22 protein-coding genes and 1 pseudogene are annotated in these 17,435 nt (G+C 58.4%); 16 read left to right on the plus strand and 7 right to left on the minus strand.

Annotated features, from left to right (window positions below; translation table 11 throughout):
* The first annotated feature begins 105 nt into the window (after positions 1–105).
* Both X751_RS1000000168020 and X751_RS144720 read left to right on the plus strand, forming a co-directional pair.
* A complete protein-coding gene (locus X751_RS1000000168020; RefSeq protein ID WP_023745321.1) occupies positions 106–267 on the plus strand; it encodes a hypothetical protein in 162 nt (53 codons plus the stop codon).
* 28 nt (positions 268–295) lie between these two features.
* The gene (locus tag X751_RS144720; RefSeq protein WP_023745322.1) at positions 296–505 is read left to right on the plus strand and encodes a DUF768 domain-containing protein; all 210 of its coding nucleotides are present in this window, start codon (positions 296–298) and stop codon (positions 503–505) included.
* Between the two features lie 91 nt (positions 506–596).
* Here X751_RS144720 and X751_RS144715 read toward each other — a convergent pair whose 3' ends face one another.
* Complete coding sequence (locus X751_RS144715; RefSeq protein WP_023745323.1) at positions 597–1,055, minus strand: hypothetical protein; 459 nt, start codon at positions 1,053–1,055, stop codon at positions 597–599.
* Positions 1,056–1,244: 189 nt separating this feature from the next.
* Between X751_RS144715 and X751_RS144710 the strand changes: the two genes are divergently transcribed.
* From X751_RS144710 to X751_RS144680, 9 genes and pseudogenes are all read left to right on the plus strand, one after another.
* Complete coding sequence (locus tag X751_RS144710; protein ID WP_023745324.1) at positions 1,245–1,508, plus strand: DUF982 domain-containing protein; 264 nt, start codon at positions 1,245–1,247, stop codon at positions 1,506–1,508.
* A gap of 60 nt (positions 1,509–1,568) precedes the next feature.
* The gene (locus X751_RS144705; protein WP_023745325.1) at positions 1,569–2,168 is read left to right on the plus strand and encodes an SOS response-associated peptidase family protein; all 600 of its coding nucleotides are present in this window, start codon (positions 1,569–1,571) and stop codon (positions 2,166–2,168) included.
* Between the two features lie 506 nt (positions 2,169–2,674).
* Positions 2,675–3,439: a hypothetical protein gene (locus X751_RS1000000167050; protein WP_156933220.1), complete on the plus strand. Its 765-nt coding sequence runs from the start codon at positions 2,675–2,677 to the stop codon at positions 3,437–3,439.
* Positions 3,440–3,899: 460 nt separating this feature from the next.
* Complete coding sequence (locus X751_RS144695; RefSeq protein ID WP_156935613.1) at positions 3,900–4,517, plus strand: hypothetical protein; 618 nt, start codon at positions 3,900–3,902, stop codon at positions 4,515–4,517.
* 224 nt (positions 4,518–4,741) lie between these two features.
* Positions 4,742–5,636 (plus strand): annotated as a pseudogene (gene dcm / locus X751_RS1000000168630) (DNA (cytosine-5-)-methyltransferase).
* Positions 5,536–5,790, plus strand: coding sequence for a DNA cytosine methyltransferase (locus tag X751_RS1000000167535; RefSeq protein ID WP_245260267.1), 255 nt, complete (start codon positions 5,536–5,538; stop codon positions 5,788–5,790). Before dcm ends, X751_RS1000000167535 begins: the two are co-directional and overlap by 101 nt.
* A gap of 266 nt (positions 5,791–6,056) precedes the next feature.
* Positions 6,057–6,608 carry a hypothetical protein gene (locus tag X751_RS144690; protein ID WP_023713140.1) on the plus strand — a complete coding sequence of 184 codons (552 nt, stop codon included), beginning with the start codon at positions 6,057–6,059 and terminating at the stop codon, positions 6,606–6,608.
* Positions 6,609–6,883: 275 nt separating this feature from the next.
* Positions 6,884–7,492 (plus strand): hypothetical protein, encoded by a 609-nt coding sequence (locus X751_RS144685; protein WP_023699342.1) that lies wholly within the window; start codon positions 6,884–6,886, stop codon positions 7,490–7,492.
* A gap of 100 nt (positions 7,493–7,592) precedes the next feature.
* Entirely contained in the window at positions 7,593–7,958 is a 366-nt protein-coding gene (locus X751_RS144680; protein WP_050592384.1) for a DUF3768 domain-containing protein, read from the plus strand.
* Positions 7,959–7,992: 34 nt separating this feature from the next.
* On the opposite strand, the gene X751_RS1000000168635 is transcribed toward X751_RS144680, so the two are convergent.
* The gene (locus tag X751_RS1000000168635) at positions 7,993–8,481 is read right to left on the minus strand and encodes a hypothetical protein (protein ID WP_084558299.1); all 489 of its coding nucleotides are present in this window, start codon (positions 8,479–8,481) and stop codon (positions 7,993–7,995) included.
* A gap of 1,288 nt (positions 8,482–9,769) precedes the next feature.
* Here X751_RS1000000168635 and X751_RS144675 point away from each other — a divergent pair.
* On the plus strand, positions 9,770–10,516 hold the full coding sequence (locus X751_RS144675; RefSeq protein WP_023699338.1) for a Crp/Fnr family transcriptional regulator: 747 nt from the start codon (positions 9,770–9,772) through the stop codon (positions 10,514–10,516).
* A gap of 402 nt (positions 10,517–10,918) precedes the next feature.
* Here the strand turns inward: X751_RS144675 and X751_RS1000000165820 are convergent, their stop codons facing one another.
* Together X751_RS1000000165820 and X751_RS0133710 are read right to left on the minus strand one after the other, a co-directional pair.
* Positions 10,919–11,203 carry a PilZ domain-containing protein gene (locus tag X751_RS1000000165820; RefSeq protein ID WP_023737203.1) on the minus strand — a complete coding sequence of 95 codons (285 nt, stop codon included), beginning with the start codon at positions 11,201–11,203 and terminating at the stop codon, positions 10,919–10,921.
* A gap of 168 nt (positions 11,204–11,371) precedes the next feature.
* Positions 11,372–11,614, minus strand: a complete 243-nt coding sequence (locus tag X751_RS0133710; protein WP_023711235.1) for a DUF982 domain-containing protein — start codon at positions 11,612–11,614, stop codon at positions 11,372–11,374.
* A gap of 376 nt (positions 11,615–11,990) precedes the next feature.
* Here X751_RS0133710 and X751_RS144665 point away from each other — a divergent pair, with 376 nt between their 5' ends.
* Positions 11,991–12,323 carry a VOC family protein gene (locus X751_RS144665; protein ID WP_245265712.1) on the plus strand — a complete coding sequence of 111 codons (333 nt, stop codon included), beginning with the start codon at positions 11,991–11,993 and terminating at the stop codon, positions 12,321–12,323.
* Positions 12,324–12,496: 173 nt separating this feature from the next.
* Here the strand turns inward: X751_RS144665 and X751_RS144660 are convergent, their stop codons facing one another.
* Entirely contained in the window at positions 12,497–13,414 is a 918-nt protein-coding gene (locus tag X751_RS144660) for an NADP-dependent oxidoreductase (protein ID WP_023711237.1), read from the minus strand.
* 242 nt (positions 13,415–13,656) lie between these two features.
* Between X751_RS144660 and X751_RS09840 the strand changes: the two genes are divergently transcribed.
* The gene (locus X751_RS09840) at positions 13,657–13,866 is read left to right on the plus strand and encodes a DUF3072 domain-containing protein (protein ID WP_023737206.1); all 210 of its coding nucleotides are present in this window, start codon (positions 13,657–13,659) and stop codon (positions 13,864–13,866) included.
* Between the two features lie 67 nt (positions 13,867–13,933).
* On the opposite strand, the gene X751_RS0133720 is transcribed toward X751_RS09840, so the two are convergent.
* Positions 13,934–14,296: a nuclear transport factor 2 family protein gene (locus X751_RS0133720; protein ID WP_023728174.1), complete on the minus strand. Its 363-nt coding sequence runs from the start codon at positions 14,294–14,296 to the stop codon at positions 13,934–13,936.
* A gap of 503 nt (positions 14,297–14,799) precedes the next feature.
* A complete protein-coding gene (locus X751_RS1000000167055; protein WP_156935533.1) occupies positions 14,800–15,237 on the minus strand; it encodes a hypothetical protein in 438 nt (145 codons plus the stop codon).
* 1,020 nt (positions 15,238–16,257) lie between these two features.
* Here X751_RS1000000167055 and X751_RS144645 point away from each other — a divergent pair.
* Both X751_RS144645 and X751_RS01000000163975 read left to right on the plus strand, forming a co-directional pair.
* Positions 16,258–16,503 (plus strand): hypothetical protein, encoded by a 246-nt coding sequence (locus X751_RS144645; RefSeq protein WP_023711241.1) that lies wholly within the window; start codon positions 16,258–16,260, stop codon positions 16,501–16,503.
* A 544-nt stretch (positions 16,504–17,047) separates the two neighbouring features.
* A partial coding sequence (locus tag X751_RS01000000163975; RefSeq protein ID WP_031247141.1) for a M20/M25/M40 family metallo-hydrolase occupies positions 17,048–17,435 on the plus strand: 388 nt, incomplete at its 3' end.

The following is a 17,435-nucleotide window of genomic DNA, read 5'->3' on the forward strand; positions in this document are numbered from 1 at the left end:
CCCCGCATTGGCTTCGCAACCTGCCGCGGCATCAACATCACGGGTTAGCGGGAGCGGGGCTGTTCTCAAATACGATGTGTCAGGGGGCGGGCTCAACAGCCCGCCATGGAACGCTGCCCCGCGACGGACGTTGTTGCCGACGAGCGATTTGTCGCGAAAGGCGCCGCCATGAAGAAAATCTACCAAAAGCCGACGCTCGTGAAGCGAGGCAGGCTCACCAGCCTGACGGCTCAGATCGTCGCTTCTGGGGTCATTCTGGGTGAATAGTCCCCCCGATAAAGGAAGGGATAAATCGATGAGCGAGCGCGGCGTTGATTTCCTGCAGGGCTGGATCCACGAGCACCTGCCGGGCGAACTGCCTGCCGACAGGGCAACGGCTCGAACCCTGACCACGCGAGCTGCCCTGGATGCTCGGCATTTAGGCCTTGAGGTCAGCGAGATCGAAGAGGAGTTCGGTTCGTTGGAACGGGTGATTTTCGAGGCGCTCGATCAGCCCGATATCTGAGCCCCCGATATGAGCCCATCGCAGGCGAATATCGGCCCATCGCCATCCTGGCGGTGGGCTTTTCGGTGATGGCATCCGTGGGTGCGCAGCCCTATGCGGCCCGCACCGATGACGCGGCCCGTGCCGGCGGCAGTTCGAACACAGTGGCGCCGTTCTCCCGGCCGCGTTCGACATAACCGATGACGCGGAACCATTTGCCGACGTCCGCCCGCTGCAGCCAACTGCGCGAGTGGATGGGAAGGTTGCCGGCCAGCGCCTGAATGTGGCGGATGTGGCGCCTGCAGAAGCGGACCGTCGCGGCGCTGAAGAAACCCTCCTGCGCGGCAAACAGCGTGTCGGCGGCGTCGCTGTTCTCGTGCCAGGCGACGATCGCCACCGTCTTGTCGCCCTCGACCAGCGCGTGCGCCCGGCCTTCCTTCAAATTCATCATCAAATTGTCGTAGGCAACCTTGCTGTCCTTGCCGGCGGCCACATACTCGTCCGACATCCGCGTGGACAGATCACGGAAGACACTTTCGAGGTCGCCGATCGTAGCTGCGCGTGCTCGCATTTCTCCTCCTGCAGCCCCGGCAGGCAGTTTGCCCCAGGGAAAGGGGATCACCAAGCAAATCAAATCCGCCATTTGGCCGATGCGCGCAAAGTGATTTCAGAAGGCGGGTTTATTGCGTTGGCAAATCGCTCCCGTGGAACCGAACTTGCCTCCCCCGAATTGACTCGCGATCGCGTTCGGAGGGGAAGCATGCAAGATCAGCATTTCGATGAGCCGGTTCGCGTGGCGCTCGGCAGGTCCAGAAACATGATCTACAAGGTGGAGCGTGTCGCGCAGGCCGCTGACATCCTCATGAACCGATGGCCCGTGAAGACAGGCGGCTATCACGTCGCCGCCCGCAAAGCCTGCCTTGGCGTTCTGGAAGGCCTTCAAGAGGCGCGCTATGCCCGCGCCGCCTTCGTCAACGCGGCGATCGAGGCCGATATACTGGTCGAGCGCGACCGCGAGGGTTGAGCGGTCCATCGCCTCTTTGTTTGGCGTGAGGTAAACTGGCAGACCGGTCGGGAGCCTTCCATGTGCAACGACTATGAGCAGCATATTCTCTGGGCTGAATATTGCCGGATGCTGGAGTCGCTGGCACTCGAGATCCCGACCCATCAGACCGAACTTGACCTGCCGCGGGTTGATGACATCCATATCAACGATCCAGCCCCGATCATGCGCGCCGCCGGCGACACTGGCGTTGTTGAACTGACGTCGATGACGTTTGGATTTCCGCTGGCCGGCCCGAAAGGCGGACCAGTGTTCAACTTCCGCTCCGAAGGCCGGCAATTCGCCGGCAGCAAACGCTGCCTCGTGCCGGCATCCGCCTTCTTCGAGTTCACGGGCACGAAGTATCCGAAGGCAAAGCATCGCTTCACGCTCAACGGCTCGCCGTTCATGGCCATCGCAGGGCTTTGGCGTGAAGCTGCCGGCAACAAGCCGCCAACCTTCACCATGCTGACAACCGAGCCTGGACCGGATATTGCGCCCTATCACAGTCGGCAGGTCGTGGTGCTTCGGCCCGGCGATTGGGCGGCTTGGCTCAGTCTGACGAAGCCGGAAGCCGAACTGCTGCAGCCGCTTCCAGCCGGCTCGCTGCGCGTGGAGACCGTGCGCCCCGAAAGTTCATAACTCGGTTGCGCAGGCTTGCCGGCACAGCCGGCAGGCCGAGATCAAGCATTTGATGTCTTCAAAGAAAACTGGTGCCCAGAGGCGGAATGGGCAGATCGCTGAAAAAAGACAACAAAATCAACGACGCGGCTGACCGATTTGCACTCGCTGTGTAACACCGGCGTGTAGAAAAGTCTACTATAAGCCTGCGCCTCGGATGCGTTGCTGCCTCAAGAACGCTCAGTTCCCATCTTGAAAGTTACGTGATTCTGACTTACGAGGAAGGTCGCGGCAGATGCCGCCTCGCTCAACGAGCGTGAGCAGGGCTCCCTTGGCCCAGCTTAGAGACAGCGATCCCTGTTCTGTAGTTGCTCGGTCAGCAGGAACATGGTCAACGGCGTTCACACCGCCTCCGGATGACCGAACGGCCCGTCTCGTCAAGTCCTAACTCAGCATGAGTCGGGCTGGCGAACGGCATTTAGATGCTCGTCGGCGGCTCGACTCCAAGTTCAAAGGAGTCAGCAACAATGGTACCGACTGTACCGAATCAATTACCCAATACGCGAGCCGTCCTCGGACACAATCAACCTCCCGAAAGTTCGGTTGCAAAGCAACTTAACGGCATTGAAAGGGCTATCGGAACCTACGAGGACCTCCGCAATGACGGCCTTCGCCTCTGCATCGTACAGGCCACGTCTGTGGCCCAAGAAATCAGACAAGGGGGGCCGCGTGCGTGGGCGGATTTCATTAACGAGCCGAAGTGGGGCGACAACGCGCCACCATCCAATGGTAAGAAATATCTCTACCATGTTTTTCGTTGGATTTTTGGTCTGGGAGGCGCCGCGGCCAAGAATGCCAGCCTTTATAGTCGCGCGGTGCAGGCGCTGCTCAACGAAGGCGTCGAGGTTGAGGAGCTTGAAGAGCATTTGAAGCGAAGTACACTCAAGAAACTCGCTGCAACTGGTGCCTCGTCGAAGCGAGAAAAAAAGAAGATTGTCGGCCACCGTACGCGACCGAGCAAGCCTAATAGTCCATCTAACAAAGCTACCTGCCAATCCAAACTGGATAGCAAGATTGCAAACAAACCAGAGGCATCAAAAGCCGATACGCCGACGACGACGCGGGCGCACTACGATGGCTCCATCAAGGTGGAGTTCGTTGGCAACACGCAGCCCTTTCTTGGTTTGGAAAGGAACAAGGATTTCATTTTGCGGGCTCGGGTTATCAGCCTTGGGAATCCCTTCAAGATTGCTATCAACGAGGCCTTCCTTGACCCAGACCCTCGCGACTAGGTCATCACGGTCAGCCGAGCCGTTTTTCCGCAGGCAAACTTGTCGACGTCGATCATTTCGGACGGTCCGAAATTGCAGTTAAGACGTTCTTCAAAGGCCGGTCGAGCTAAAGCTCCGCCGGCCTCTTTTTAACCTGCCTCTCGTCGCGATGTCTTGGCAACGCGCCGAGGTCGCCGGTAAAGGCTCATTGCCAGCCACGGCCCAATCCCAATTGTCGAACATCGAACAGTCACGCCACGCGCGGAATCGCCACGCATAGCCAACCTGTTCTTCACCCTTTCGGATGTCGGTTCCACTGGACCCGCACATGGCTGTGTTTGTCGGTGGGAGGCGATTGGGGCTGCCTGAGGAGGCTACGGCAACACGGTATTGGAGGCAGGCCACCGACCCCCACTACCCACGAAGACACCTCACACGGGAGGACAACCCCATCACAACCAACCAACCCAAGGAGGAGACGATGGCTATAGAGCTGACACCGAAAATGATCGAGGACCTAACGTACGGATACACCTCAATGGTAGAAGAGCGAATGGTGTGCGGCGCGACAGCGACGCTGCTCACCTTCCAGTTCAACCACCTCAGCGGCTCGACATCGACCGTCAACAAGAAGATGCAGGAAACGGTGGAGAAGGTCTATTCGCAAATTCTGACACGCTGTTTTAAGAAGCCTAAGAACATACCGACGATCAAAATGCCGTTTTGGATTTGTACGCCCGACTATCCAGTTTTTAAGCGCCACAAAGACAACTTTCGCACCATCGTGAACAATGACGGGCGGCATATCCACGTCATCGCTGTAATGCCTCCCGACACACGCATGACTCAGACGCTCGACGACCATTTTCATCACGAGCAGTTCCGCTATTCAGGCTATAAACCTCGCCCACTTTGGTGCCTGGATTCGCAGCCAATTACGCACGATCTTTCATTCGTAGTCGACTACGGTCGTAAGGGCATCAAGACCCCTCGTGTGGGGTTCGACGGGCAGTTCATCCTTCCGCGTACTCACTCGGAAATGGAGTCGCTTCGAGCCGACAAGACCGAGCGGGAATTCCTCAAAGACCTCAACTTTTAAAACTTGGCCAGCCCTGGATGCTGCCAGCATCCAGGGCTGGCTTTCACGTCGCACTAGACGCAGGTAGCCGTTCTATCCGGCACCCTTACCCAATGCACTATTCACAACTGGACTTCTCTTCGCGGAGGATGCCGCCGCCCGATCCCTCGGATGATGGCGCGTAAAGGGCTGAAGCGAGGCGGCAACAAGCCCCTCGCGTAACCCAACCTTCCCGGAGAGAACTTATGAAAAAGGATGCTTCAGCGTCCCGGCGGAGCCATGCGCTCGCCGTGCGCCAGCCGATTGCCAAGGGCAGTTCAAACAGGAGAGCAGATAAGGCTGTTCGCCCTGTCGGCCCCTGCAATCCCACTACAATCGAACTGTGTGCAGGAGCTGGCGGGCAAGCCATCGGCGTCGCCCGCGCGGGTTTCGACCATCTGGCGTTGGTGGAATTCGATGCTGCCTGCTGTTCGACGTTGTGGGCAAACCGGCCGCTTTGGGATGTATTTCACTGCGACATCGCCAAGTTCGACGGTCGCCGCTACCTGGACAAGGTCGACTTGCTTGCAGCCGGTCTGCCCTGCCTGCCGTTCACCGTCGCGGGCAAGCAGGAAGGAGAGCTCGACGAGCGCAACATGTTCCCCGACGCCTTGCGCCTGATCGGAGAGATGCGACCCAAAGCCATCATGATCGAGAATGTCGGGGTTCTTGGCGCCTCGCTTCGAAACATATCGCGAGCAATTGCGGAACCAGCTCGGCCTGCTCGGCTACGCGGTCGACTGGCGCCTGTTCAATGCTGCTGACTTCGGGGTGCCGCAGGCCCGGCAGAGAGTGTTCATCGTGGCAATGCTGAGGCGGTATTCATCGGCCTTTGCATGGCCAGAGCCTGCTGCCAAACCTCCAATATGGTTGGGCCGATGCCAAGGCTTGGCGGTCGAACGCTACCGGCCCGGCTCCCACCATCGTCGGTGGCTCAAAGAAGCACGGTGGACCGGACCTTGGCCCTACGCGCACTCGGCAGGCGTGGGAAAAGCTCGGCGTGAACGGCAAGTCCGTTGCCGATGCCGCACCAGAGCGTGGCTTTGTCGGCTTCCCTCGCCTGACCGTCGCCATGGTTGCCCGCCTGCAAGGCTTTCCTGATGGCTGGAAGTTCAGCGGTGGCAAGACTGCCGCCTATCGCCAAGTAGGCAACGCCTTGCCTCCGCAGCTGGCGCAGGCCATGGCGAAGAGCATCCGCACGGCGCTCAGGGCAGCAGATAACGGCCCCTCAACAACCTTCGCTGTTCTCATCTAACGCAATGCAGTCAGCCGCGTCCTGTAGAACCGCCGGCCTTTGACGCGGCTTCGACCTTAGCGTCGCCGGTAGAGGCTTTTTTTCCCAGCGTTTGGTGGTCTTAGCGGGTGCCTCCACCCATCGGATAACCGGTAACGGCAAATCGGGCGCCAACGCTATGTCCCGCATCCAGCGAATACCAATTCTTCTGCGGGTCTATTTTTGCGCCAGCCTTGGAACGCGATGAACGGTCTACAATCCGTCACACCTAAAGGAAGGAACATAGAGTGAAGATAATCACAAAAAGCGCCGAGCTGGTGATGTGGCTCGCGGACGACATTCTGTTGAGAGAGCCGTTGGCAGACGTCCCTGTCGGCATAGTGGAACTCTACAAGGGCCTGATCGCGATGTTCATCGAGTTCGGAGACATGCGAAACGATGACTTTTATGAGGACGCCGTATCGAGGTGGCTTCGCGAGGCGTCAGCCAAGCCGGAGACGATGCGTTGCAATCAGCACACCGTCGAAATGATCTCCTGCCTGATAGTGGCGGTGGCGAGATGCGAGTTCAGCGTCTCGCTTGAGACATTCATTGATCATCTTACCGAGGGGTCCGTTCTGCTGAAGCACTTGAGGTTCAGGAAATCGAAGAGTCAAACCAAGATAGAGAGTTTGCCATCGCTTCATGGGATGGGCATCAAAATCGACGTTACACTAAGAGCGACGCCCGAAGAGGACATGCAAGTGGTTTACAGGTGGATCACTGATCGTCGGGCAAGTGTCCCAGCATTGCGCGTTAAAAGCTCATCAGATCGGGCACAACGCCGATCACTGAACTGAAACTACGCGTATCCACCTTTAGGGTGTCGACGCTAAGATGTTGATTTAATTAACATAATTCTTGACAGTTGCCTATTGGCTCGCTATACTGAGCCGGGTTCGGAAGACCGATTTTGGTACCGAGGCAGCTGAAAAGGTGGGTTTTTGAACACTATCGCCACAGGGCGTCGAGCCCGACAATTACCGCCTCCGGCTTGGCGCCGACACCACTGTTCATCATCTGAAAACACAACCAAGGGCCCCATCTCGGGGCCCTTTTCTTTGGGAGACCCTCAATGACCAACGCAGCTGTTTCTGCCGGTACTGCAACCGCCTCGCCAGCGTTAATCGTCCTAGGACTCGATGACGGCGGCAAAGCCCATGCCTCCTGGTTTGGCGAGGACGAAACCGACGTTGCCGAAAAGGCGGCGGGTATGATGGGCATGGCGGCACTTAGGGCCTCAACCGACGAGTTGCGCGACCTGGCGGGTAAGCTCCCACAGGGCAGGGTGTTTGCCAGCGGTAAGGCTTTCGTGCCCTTTGTGAAGGCTGCGACATTCGACAAAATCGCGACCCACCTGCCAAGTACCTACAAGTGGCCGATCAGAGCCGCCAAGCCTGCTGCTGAGAAACTGAAGCCCGGCAAAAAGGCATCCAGCACCGGAATCCAGGAGAGCGGGCCGAAACGCCCCGAACCATCGCGGCCGACCGATTGGGCGAAGATAGAAGTGGGAAGCTTGGTCTTGGCCACGGAAGGCGCCTACCAAGGGTGGTTCGAGGCACAGGTGGTAAGGATCAGCCCTGACGGCGTCTACAGCCTGCGCTGGCGCGATTGGCTCGACGTTCCAGTGTTCACGCGCAAGCTGATCCATATCGCGCTGTTGCATCCCGAACATACCGACTGACCCAAGCTGGGCGTGTGGCCAAAGGCCGCCGCCCACCGTTCCCAAAACTCACAGCAGAAAAAATGGTCCCGACAAGGGCCATGATGAGAAGGATTCGCACATGAGTTTGCAATGCAGCTTTGGTGAGACGTGCCCGCTTGGAAGTAGGCAGCAACGCATCGCGCAGCTGAATGATTGCCTGCGCACCGCCGCACAAGGCGGACGGATTGTGATGACGGCCGGAATCGCGGCCCTGAGTGCTGCCGACATTACCGACACGGTCGCGGCGGTTGCTGCCTTCGACGCCTTCAATGACGACAATGACCCTCACGGCGAGCACGACTGCGCTGTGCTGGAAATCGACGGTAGGACAGTAATCTGGAAGATCGACTACTACGACCAGTCGATGACCTTCGCCTCAGACGACCCAGCCGAGCCAGCTATCACGACCCGCGTACTCACAATCAGGCTGGGCGAGGAGTACTGAGATGCTTGTTCGTGGGATTTCCCGGCGAGCTCTGTTAGGCGCCTTGCCGTTTGCATTTGTCGACCATGCGACGCCCTCGGTGGGCGGGGCTGCGGAATATCATGGCTGTGCGGCTGCCCCTCACTGTCAGGACGTATCGCCTGCGCTGGTGAAGGCGATCTGCTCGCACTGCGCCGCCTACTCGGAGCTTCGGCAAATTGCTCGCCAAGCCGATGCTGTCGTGGCGGGTCGCCCCATCACGCGCGATGAATTCGACCGTTTGGATTCGGCGAGCGATGTAGAAAGAGAGTTTCTGCTGGCCCTTTGCGCGTACCCGGCTGCAAACGATGCCGAGCGCCACGACAAGGCGACCTACCTGCTCGGAATATTCGAAGGCGACGAGCCGGAGCCGGAGCTGGTCAAAGCGATCCTCAGGTCGATGGTCGGCAGGCTGATCGTACGATTGACCCTGCTGCTCAGTCGGCATTACGAGGTCAACATGGCTGACGCCAAGCGCTTTTGCGATCTGGAACAGCATTTGAATAGTGGGGTTACACTTACCGTTCTCGAGCCCACTTACGTACTGCTGATTACAAGCGGCTGATCAAAGGTTGTGCTTTGGCGCTGCAATACACGCCTGCATTGCAAAGGCCAAAAATGGCCGAACTCGACCCCCCGGTTGACGCCTCGATGGGTGTTTTTGAGGCCGCATACGGGCCGCCAGCACGCGCCGACGCGCTGGCGGCCCAATGCCTCGACCAAAGGTGGCCTCGCGCTTTGTAGGTATCAGCAAAAGCCCACCGGTTTAGTCGCCGACACCGCGCGAGCCGCCACCCGTCGCTGCAAAATTCCCAAGCGTTGAGATCCTTCAATCAAGTAGGCTACCCAGTCCCTTGGTTGGTCCGTTAAGCCAGCTTCTGGGAGACTTGCCCGCAAATGATGGCGGATAGCAGAGGCCCCCCTGACTTCCCTATATACACATGGCAGCTATCAACCGCAGCTATTCTGAGGCTGGGAGTTGGTACACTCCCTGTGTATTGAGGAGAGTTGCCAGCCCGGTAATGATCTGCGGCATAACAAACGGCTTGGTGATCATCAGGCTGTTGGGCACTCCAGACGGCCAATCGTCCGCACCATCGCCGCTCATGTATATCACTGGCATAGTAGGATTGGCGCCTCGGAGGTGCCGGCCCACATCCCACCCGGTCGGGCCGTCTCCAAGTCTGATATCTGTCAGCAGAGCCGCAACTCGCTCCGGCTCACGATCAAAAGTCACAATGGCCCTTTAAGACGGCGATCACCTCGAACCCGGCCTGGCGGAGAGAGTTCTCGACGTCTAAGAGGATCATGCTCTCATCCTCCACGATCAAGACGGAACCCGACGGCATTGCAAGCCTGCCCCCCGTGAGTAATTCCTCAGCAATTCAACGGCGAGGCCTCGAATGTTCCTCGCATAATAACATATGTTAATCTGGGGGATAGCAGGCTGTGATCCGGAGTGCGCGGCTTCGAACGCTATGGCCCCTCACAAAAACAGCCACTTAGGTCGGAACTTATATCAAATGTTATAGTTAGGAAGGGGTCTCTGAGCGGTTGGGAAGGATCCTAGGCGGCATGATGTCTGAGCCCGAGCGTCGCCTTGTCCAAAGGCTTATCGACGAGACCAACATAACGGAGGCGCAAGCCTTGGAGTTGATAGCGCTGCTGGGAGGGAATTGGTCCTCTCTGATGCGGGAAGCCAAAGGGATCAAGCACGATCTAACGTCGCCAGCCCAACCGCCATCGAAATTAGCGCCCACAGCAAATTGGTGGGCTACCCGAACGGGTTCTTGATGGCACAGGCTCCTTCTTCAAACATCTTGATCCGCAAGCTCCAGACCATCTCGGAACTCGCACAATCAGATATTGGCATTCTGGGGAACATTTCGATTCAGGAGAAGGAATATCAGCCCAATGAAGACATTTTGCGCGAGGGCGAGAAGCCGAGCCTTTCCTTCGTCGTTCTTGACGGCTTGATAGGGTCGACCAAACTAACCGGGGAGGGCAAGCGTCAGATATCCTCCTTTTTTGTTCCGGGCGACATTCCCGACCTGCATGGTTTGCATTTGTCGGTCATGGATTGCACGTTCACCCCTCTGATGCCCTCTCGAGTGGGCTTCATGCGGCACGACGATCTTCGCGCCATTTGCGACCAGCACTCTTCGATAACGAGAGTGTTTTGGCGCTCCACTGTGATCGATGCGGCGATCTATCGAGAGTGGGTCACCAACGTCGGAAGGCGCGACGCCTACTCTCGTATGGCTCACATTCTTTGCGAACTTATTGTCCGCCTTCGCTCGGTCGGTCGCATTGAAGATCATGTGGCCTATCTCCCCATAACGCAGGCTGCACTTGGCGACGCACTTGGCCTCTCCTCCGTGCACGTGAACCGAGTGCTTCAGGACCTTCGACGCGACGGTCTGATATCTACCCTTGGCTCGCGTTTTCATGCGCCCGACTGGGCAGGGCTCGTTCGCGCCGCAGATTTTGACTCTACCTATCTGCATCATAGGGCTGCGCAGACGGGTGCCGGTTTCTGAGAATGCTGGGTCGCTCATGATGCATTAAGCCAACCCCTCGCGATCCTTGAAACCGAATCTGCTGTAGAACCCGCACTCCTCCAACAGGAATGTCGAATGTCGATCACTGCTTGAGAACTGGACCGCAGACTTACCTAGCGACGGCATGGCTTCCCAAAGCTACGACTTGAACCCGCCGAAAGCTGGACGTTGTTTGACGTCTTCACTGGGTAATACCCCCGCAGCGCGTGGGCGTCTGGCTAACTATCTGGACGAGGAATATTCCCGGCATCTTCAGCCTTCTGGCCGTGTCGACCTGAGGCGAGGGTTCCCTAGGGTAACCTCTAAAGTACGACTGCCCTGAAACACGTGCGGAGCGCCGGATAGTGTCCAAATTTCGCAAAGCCAATGCACCGGCGCTGCTTAGCCATAGTGGAGACGCGGCTTCGGCAACGTTCCTGTAAATTGAACCCCAATTCGGTCGTTCCTGCGCCACCGCAGGACTGCTTGGTAGGCAACGCCGTCGGTCGGCACGTAAAGCACAAACCGCTCAGGGACACGCGCTTCCACCGGGACTTTGAGCTCAGCTCCGCCACTGTTTTGGTTCCGAATGGTGCAACTGATCTCGGAGTTTGTAATTCCGCTGATGATTGAGGCGCCTTTAAGCACCCGCTGCCTCCGTTCGCGGCGATGCTCTTCATCAACCATGTGACCTCCATCGGTCACCCCCCGGCCCTATGGTAAGCCCACCGGCGAACAACTGTCCATCTGGGGCGTCGCTCGGTAGCCGGACGGCATAGATGCCCGTTGCGCTGGTGAATTCGCCGGCCGCCAACGCGAAAACAGACCCGAGTGGTCCCGTTGCGTATAGCGTTGTTAATCCGGCAGCAGCATCTCCTCTTCATCGGCCGCGGCCTCGAACAGCAGCCGGAAGTCGTTACCCAGCATCTTGCCATCCATCGCAGATAGGCAAGCCTCGGCCGCCAGCCGCCACTTGGGGCCACGATTGGACCATTTTAGGAGCTCCTCAGCGGCGGCATCAACCCGGTTGACACCAAGGCGAAGCCCCGGGCGCTCGGTCTTCACATAAACTGGAGGGTTGAACCAACGGTGGGGCATCACGCTTCTCGAGCGTTGAAGGCGATGAACAGTCCCCAAACGGAGGCTGAATCGACGATCATTTCGACTAACTGGCAGTCAGTTTCGAGAAGATCGCGGCCGGCGCTCGGGCACCGCTGCAATGGTCGCCTTGACGGAAGTATGTTGCCGGGTTGTGAGCCCAACAGGACCTCGCGGACCAGCTCCTTGGCCGTTTGCTGCGTAGGCCGAACAGGTGCTTGAATGTCCATCCCATCCTCCCAGAGAGATAGAACCTCATCAGCTATTCTGTGGGTCACTTTCCGAAAAAGGCAAGAGTCGGAAACGTACAAAGCAGGTTCCCGCAAACACCGCATTTGCTCGAGGCATGTGAATGCAAATCCAAGGATTTTACGCCGTGCTCGCCACAGCAAGGATGGACAAAGCGGAGGAGTTCTATACCCGGCTATTCGAGCGGAGGCCTGATGATCGCCCCATGGACGGGTTGATCCAATGGCGCAACATCGCAGGCGCCAACTTGCAAATCTTCCAGGATAAGGAAAATGCTGGGTCCGGCAGACTGACTATTGTGGTCCCCAAAATGGACAAAGCCCGAAGGTCGCTTGAAGAAAGTGGCGTGACGCTCACAGGTGAATCGGAGGGTGACTACGGGAAGATTGCCCAGATCGCAGACCCTGACGGCAATCGTATCACTCTTGCAGAGCCCCCATCGCGGCCTTACAACACATGAAGGATTTCGACTCCCCTGTTTGGCAAACCAGCTCATCGGGTTACGATGGACGACGCGAATTCCTCGCCTGCCTACAATGGCTACATTCCGCGACAGGCGCTGATTTGCACCTCACCGTGTCAGCTGCCTGACGCGACCTTAAGGAGAGAGGACTCGCCTCCTCTCCCAAGTTCTCACGGACGAACGCGGATAACCGTCTTTCCCGTGCGTCGCTTGGTCGAGTTGAAGGTCGCGACGGCATCGTCCAGGCTCGAGACTTTGCCGATGTTCGTCCGCAGTCGTCCATCCCGGATTCGTTGAACTATCTCAGAAAGCTGGGCTCGATCAGCCTCGACGACAAAGTCAATCGCCAGGCCGTCTGCAGGTCGAATATCCGTTGGTCCGACGGCTGTCACAAGCGTTCCTCCGGCCCGGACCAGCGTTGCGGACCGCTTCTGGATGTCGCCGCCAATGACATCGAACACCAGATCGACACCGCCGACGTCTTCCAGCGTGTCATTTCCGAGGTCGACGAATTCATTTGCACCGAAGTCGAGCGCCTTCTGGCAGTCGGCGGCGCGTCCGGTGCCGATGACATAGGCTCCGGCCTCCCTTGCAAGCTGCGCCACCATCGAACCGACGGCACCGGCAGCGCCATGCGCGAGAACGCTCTGCCCCGCCTGAAGGCGGCCGTGCTGGAACAGCCCCTGCCAGGCGGTCAGGCCGGAGATCGGCAGGCTCGCGCCCACCGTGAAGTCGACGTCGCCGGGCAGTGGCGCGAGATTGCGTGCCTCCATGGCAACATACTCGGCGAGGGTGCCGTCGCGATGCCAGTCGGCGAGGCCGAACACTCGCTGACCGATTGAAAGCCCCGTGGTGCCGTAGCCGAGCGCAGTGACCACACCAGCCAGCTCGTGGCCGAGGATCGAAGAGGTCCTGTCACGGAAGGCTCGGTCGGCCCACGTCGAGGGCCACTCCAGTTCGGTGTTGACGAATCCTGCCGCATGAACCTGTACGACCACGTCGTTAATTGCCGCCTGAGGCTCGGGCAGTTCCACCAACTTCATCCCGGCCGTTCCTGCAGTCCGGTCCGTCGCTACGATTGCTTTCATGGGGATTGTCTCCTCACCGTTGGGGTAAATTGCGGGCGCGGAGGGTCTTTCGACGTCGCGCAGAGTTGGCGTCGGCTCATCGTTGGCGACCGCGAGCGGAAGCTAAGCAATCTCGTCGGATTGTTCCAGCACGGGTAAACTTGCAGTCGTGAACACCTATGCCCTCGCAATCTCACACACTTCAAGCATGTGGAACAAAAGCAGATCAAACACGTTGTGCCGTTCCCAACATGGAGAGCGTCATGCAAACTTCACCCCGAGCCAAAAGCGAAACTATCAGCAAGGATCCTGACGAATGGACGACTGGTGACGAGCCAATGACTCCGTCGCAAGCTTCCTACTTGAAAACATTATGTGAGCAGGCGGGCGACGACAGAAGCTACGCTGAAGATCTAAGCAAAGCCGAGGCCTCGAAGCGAATCGACGCGCTAAGGAGTGAGCTCAAGCTCTAAAGGCGCTGGGAGACCTACGACAGGAGATCGCCAGCTTAGCGGTATTTGGCCTGTGATCTGGACGGTCCTAATGGTGAAGGTGGTAGAGTTTGCTAACGATCTTCCATTCTCCTGCGATCTTGAGCAGGGAAAGATAGTCGGTGAACCTTGTGGTTCCAAATTCGTCCTCAACCTTCACAGTGGCTGCATCGCCCGTAATGTCGAGCGATGCGACTGTCCAGTTGGGGCTGGTGTTCGGCGGCAAGCCCGCACCCATCACCTCGCCGACATAGGCATCGACACTCAGCCATTCGACCGCGCCCTGGAAGTTACCGATGATTGATGCGCGTGGGTGGAAGGCTGCCCGCAGCCCTTCTTCGGCACCGGTGGACATGGCCAAAACGTAACCTTCGATGGTAGCGGTAATAAGACTTTCATCGGTCTGTGACATCGAGGCTTCTCCACGCCAGTGTTTGCAGCGGTCAGAGCATGGAGGGACCGATCCTTGCTGACAACAGGCAAACGGTTTTTCGGACCAGTTGGGTCCGTTTCCTTTGTTGCTTTCGCGGTTACTTCGGGCGACGCCTCGCGCCAAAGGCCGCCAGAAGATCAGGTCGAGTTGAGGTGTGTCGCAAGTTCCCTACTTCCGAAACGAGTCGCCGCCCAATGGGTAGACGCGACTTCACCATTTCAACCGCTCGTTCTGTTCAACAACGAGGGCCGTGTGTTGCGGCTGCTTTGATCGGAACGCAAGCGTCCGGAGTTTGAAAAACCAACTCTCTTGTCGGTCGAGTAAACAACTTTACCGACACCGTGGGAGAGCGATGCGCGCAAGCCTTCGTGTGGGAAAAGGCCAGCAGTGCTGCAGCTGATGCCTTCCCTTCTGCGATGGAGCGCGCCTGAGAAGCCGCACCAGCGGCGCGCCGGTTGTGAACGTGAAGGCAGCCGGCGCGTTCAGCGAGCGCCGTCCCGTTCAGCGAGCGCCGTCCCGTTCACCTGCCTTTCTTTGACGGCCCTGTGTTCAGCTTCCCACGGCAACGCGTGGAAGTCGGGCTTGTGCCCCGCTTCACGGTAGGCAGCCTGAGTGAGGAAACTTGCTTTGTCCCGCTCCACAACGCAAACAAACGGCGGATTCCCCGGGCACCTATAAACGCCTACAGCTTTTTTCATGCAACAGGTGTGCGACGGCTGCTCGAAGATGTCGTCCTTCATTGCGATGACAGAACAAGAGCGAGGATAGCAGCGGTCCGGCATCACTGAAGGTGCGGGAATTCGTAAAAATCGTACAACTCTTTTCATTGCAGAGAGAGTTTCGGCGGGCTTATTAATGTGGCGTTTACCATTGCTTTGAGGGAGGCTGCGATGGTTGCAAAGCTCATAGATATCGCTCAAGCGGCCACTACGGCCACCTTGCTGATGCGCAAGAAGTCCATGGCGGAATCCGCCACATTTAGCCGGGACATGGATCAATCGCGCAGGGCCATCCGAGCCTCACGCGAGCGCCTTCGTCAACGTCATCGCGATGACGTGGCGCGAGGCTGGGAAGATGCCGACCCGTCTACTGTTGCCGTCTCCGCGTTTCAAGCCGACGTTCTCCGCTCTGCATTCCGAGGCCTAGATGTTTAGTCCCAAGGTTTGATGGGTTGGATCGTCAGCAAGTAGCCGCTGCCCGCCAGCGGCCCAGCAGCCGTCTGCGGGGACTTTGCAGCGGGCGCGCTGGGCCTGACCGGTGGGGCGGTGTGGAATCCGCCGGCTGGCGAACATATGCGCCTCCTGCCAACGCCAGCGAAACATCCAAACGAACGAGGTGATCTAACCGCGATCTCGCCATCCAAGGCCNCGGCTGGCGAACATATGCGCCTCCTGCCAACGCCAGCGAAACATCCAAACGAACGAGGTGATCTAACCGCGATCTCGCCATCCAAGGCCGACACATAGGCCGATAGCAAAGGCCTATAATAGCTGAGAGAACGAAAATGGCCGACGCCATGGTTGGGGAACCCAGGTGGGTAGGCGCCGGCCACAAGCGGAACAGGCCCGCCGCGCCACACACATGGCTGATTTGTCATCACGTGGTTATGGTGTGATCGCGTAGAGCTAGACCAGCGGAACCTAGTAAACGAGTAAGCGATCCTCGACGCGATCGTTCATCGCCACGACGACTTGGGAAAGTTGACGGTTGCAGCCCTCTGCCATGTCGAGCTCAAGTCATGAACATCGGCCCTCCGATCATGAGCAGGCATGCGCCCATCCTACCATATCGCGCTCCCGGTTTCGCAAGGCGCAGCAGCAAGGGGGAGGCGACCAGAGCCGATGTGAAGGGGACTAGCCAAGCTAATATTCGCTTGCGCTAATTTAAATGTGCCGTAACGTCATGCTCAGCCTTTTTGGGTAGGAGCAACGGTGGGGAGTATGATGAGAGTAGCTGTGTTTTGCGCGGCGATCGTGATCGCTGGGACTGGTGTCGCTGAGGCCAAGGAGAAGAAGGTGGTGGTGAGTGACGCCACGGACCTTTGCTCTACGAAGCACTCTGCCAAGAAGCAGGTGCTCGAACTGGACTGCAGGCCGACCGGAACCGCCAAATTGCCGGCCGGTGGAATGCCGGAAAAGCCGCGCCTCGGATACGACACCGATCCGTGGCTGGTTAAAGGCCTTTAGACACCAGGCGACGGCAACACAGCGCGGCTAACGGGAATGTGCGCTGGCGGTGAAGCCTTCTTTGTTCTCTCGTCGGTGGAACATTGTCGCTTGGAAACGCTTCGGACGGTGCACTGCCCCATCAGTGCAACGTTCCCTTCCTTGTTTGCACTGGCCGGCTGCTGAAAGGTGGCCGGCTTTTTTGCATATAACCGCGACCTGATGTTTGAGGCTTGTTGATTGGAGAGCAGCGAGTGGCCGCTGCTGGCTTAGCGTCCAGGATTGGAATCTGTAAAGGCGAGATCACCAAGGCAGGGAGGACCAGACTAAATAACGGTTTCGTCTGTTAGCCGCGACGCCGGCGATAATTGAATTCAGAAGGGCGTCGGCCCGGCTGCCCAACATCAGGGTGCACAGACAGCCGGGCCAAGGCTGGAAAGAGGTTCCGCTCCCGCCCAGCCGGGATCGATCAACGCCATACCGCAGTCTGTGGTCTTCGCCGTCGATATCAGGCATCCGCGGGTAGNCCGCCCAGCCGGGATCGATCAACGCCATACCGCAGTCTGTGGTCTTCGCCGTCGATATCAGGCATCCGCGGGTAGAGCGGCTCGATGCCATCGAAGCAGAACTGCGCCAGGTGTGCGCGGCGGAGGCAGAAGCTCAGCATTGCACGGTAACGATCAGTCGGTCGTTCGACATGCCGGGGGAGGCATTCTCTGCCGATATGGTCAAAACCGTCGAGGAGGCCGCCAATACCCTACAGCTGCCGCACAAACAGATGATCTCGGGTGCATTCCATGACGCGCTGTTCCTCGCCCGGGTGGCGCCTGCCGTGATGATCTTTGTGCCGTGCCGTGACGGGCTGAGCCACAACGAGGCGGAATATGTGGAGCCTGCCCACGCGGTTACCGGCGCGCGGGTTCTGCTTCAAGCGGCCACCGTCGCCGCCTCTT

This window comes from Mesorhizobium sp. LNJC394B00, from assembly GCF_000502555.1.
Taxonomy (GTDB): domain Bacteria; phylum Pseudomonadota; class Alphaproteobacteria; order Rhizobiales; family Rhizobiaceae; genus Mesorhizobium.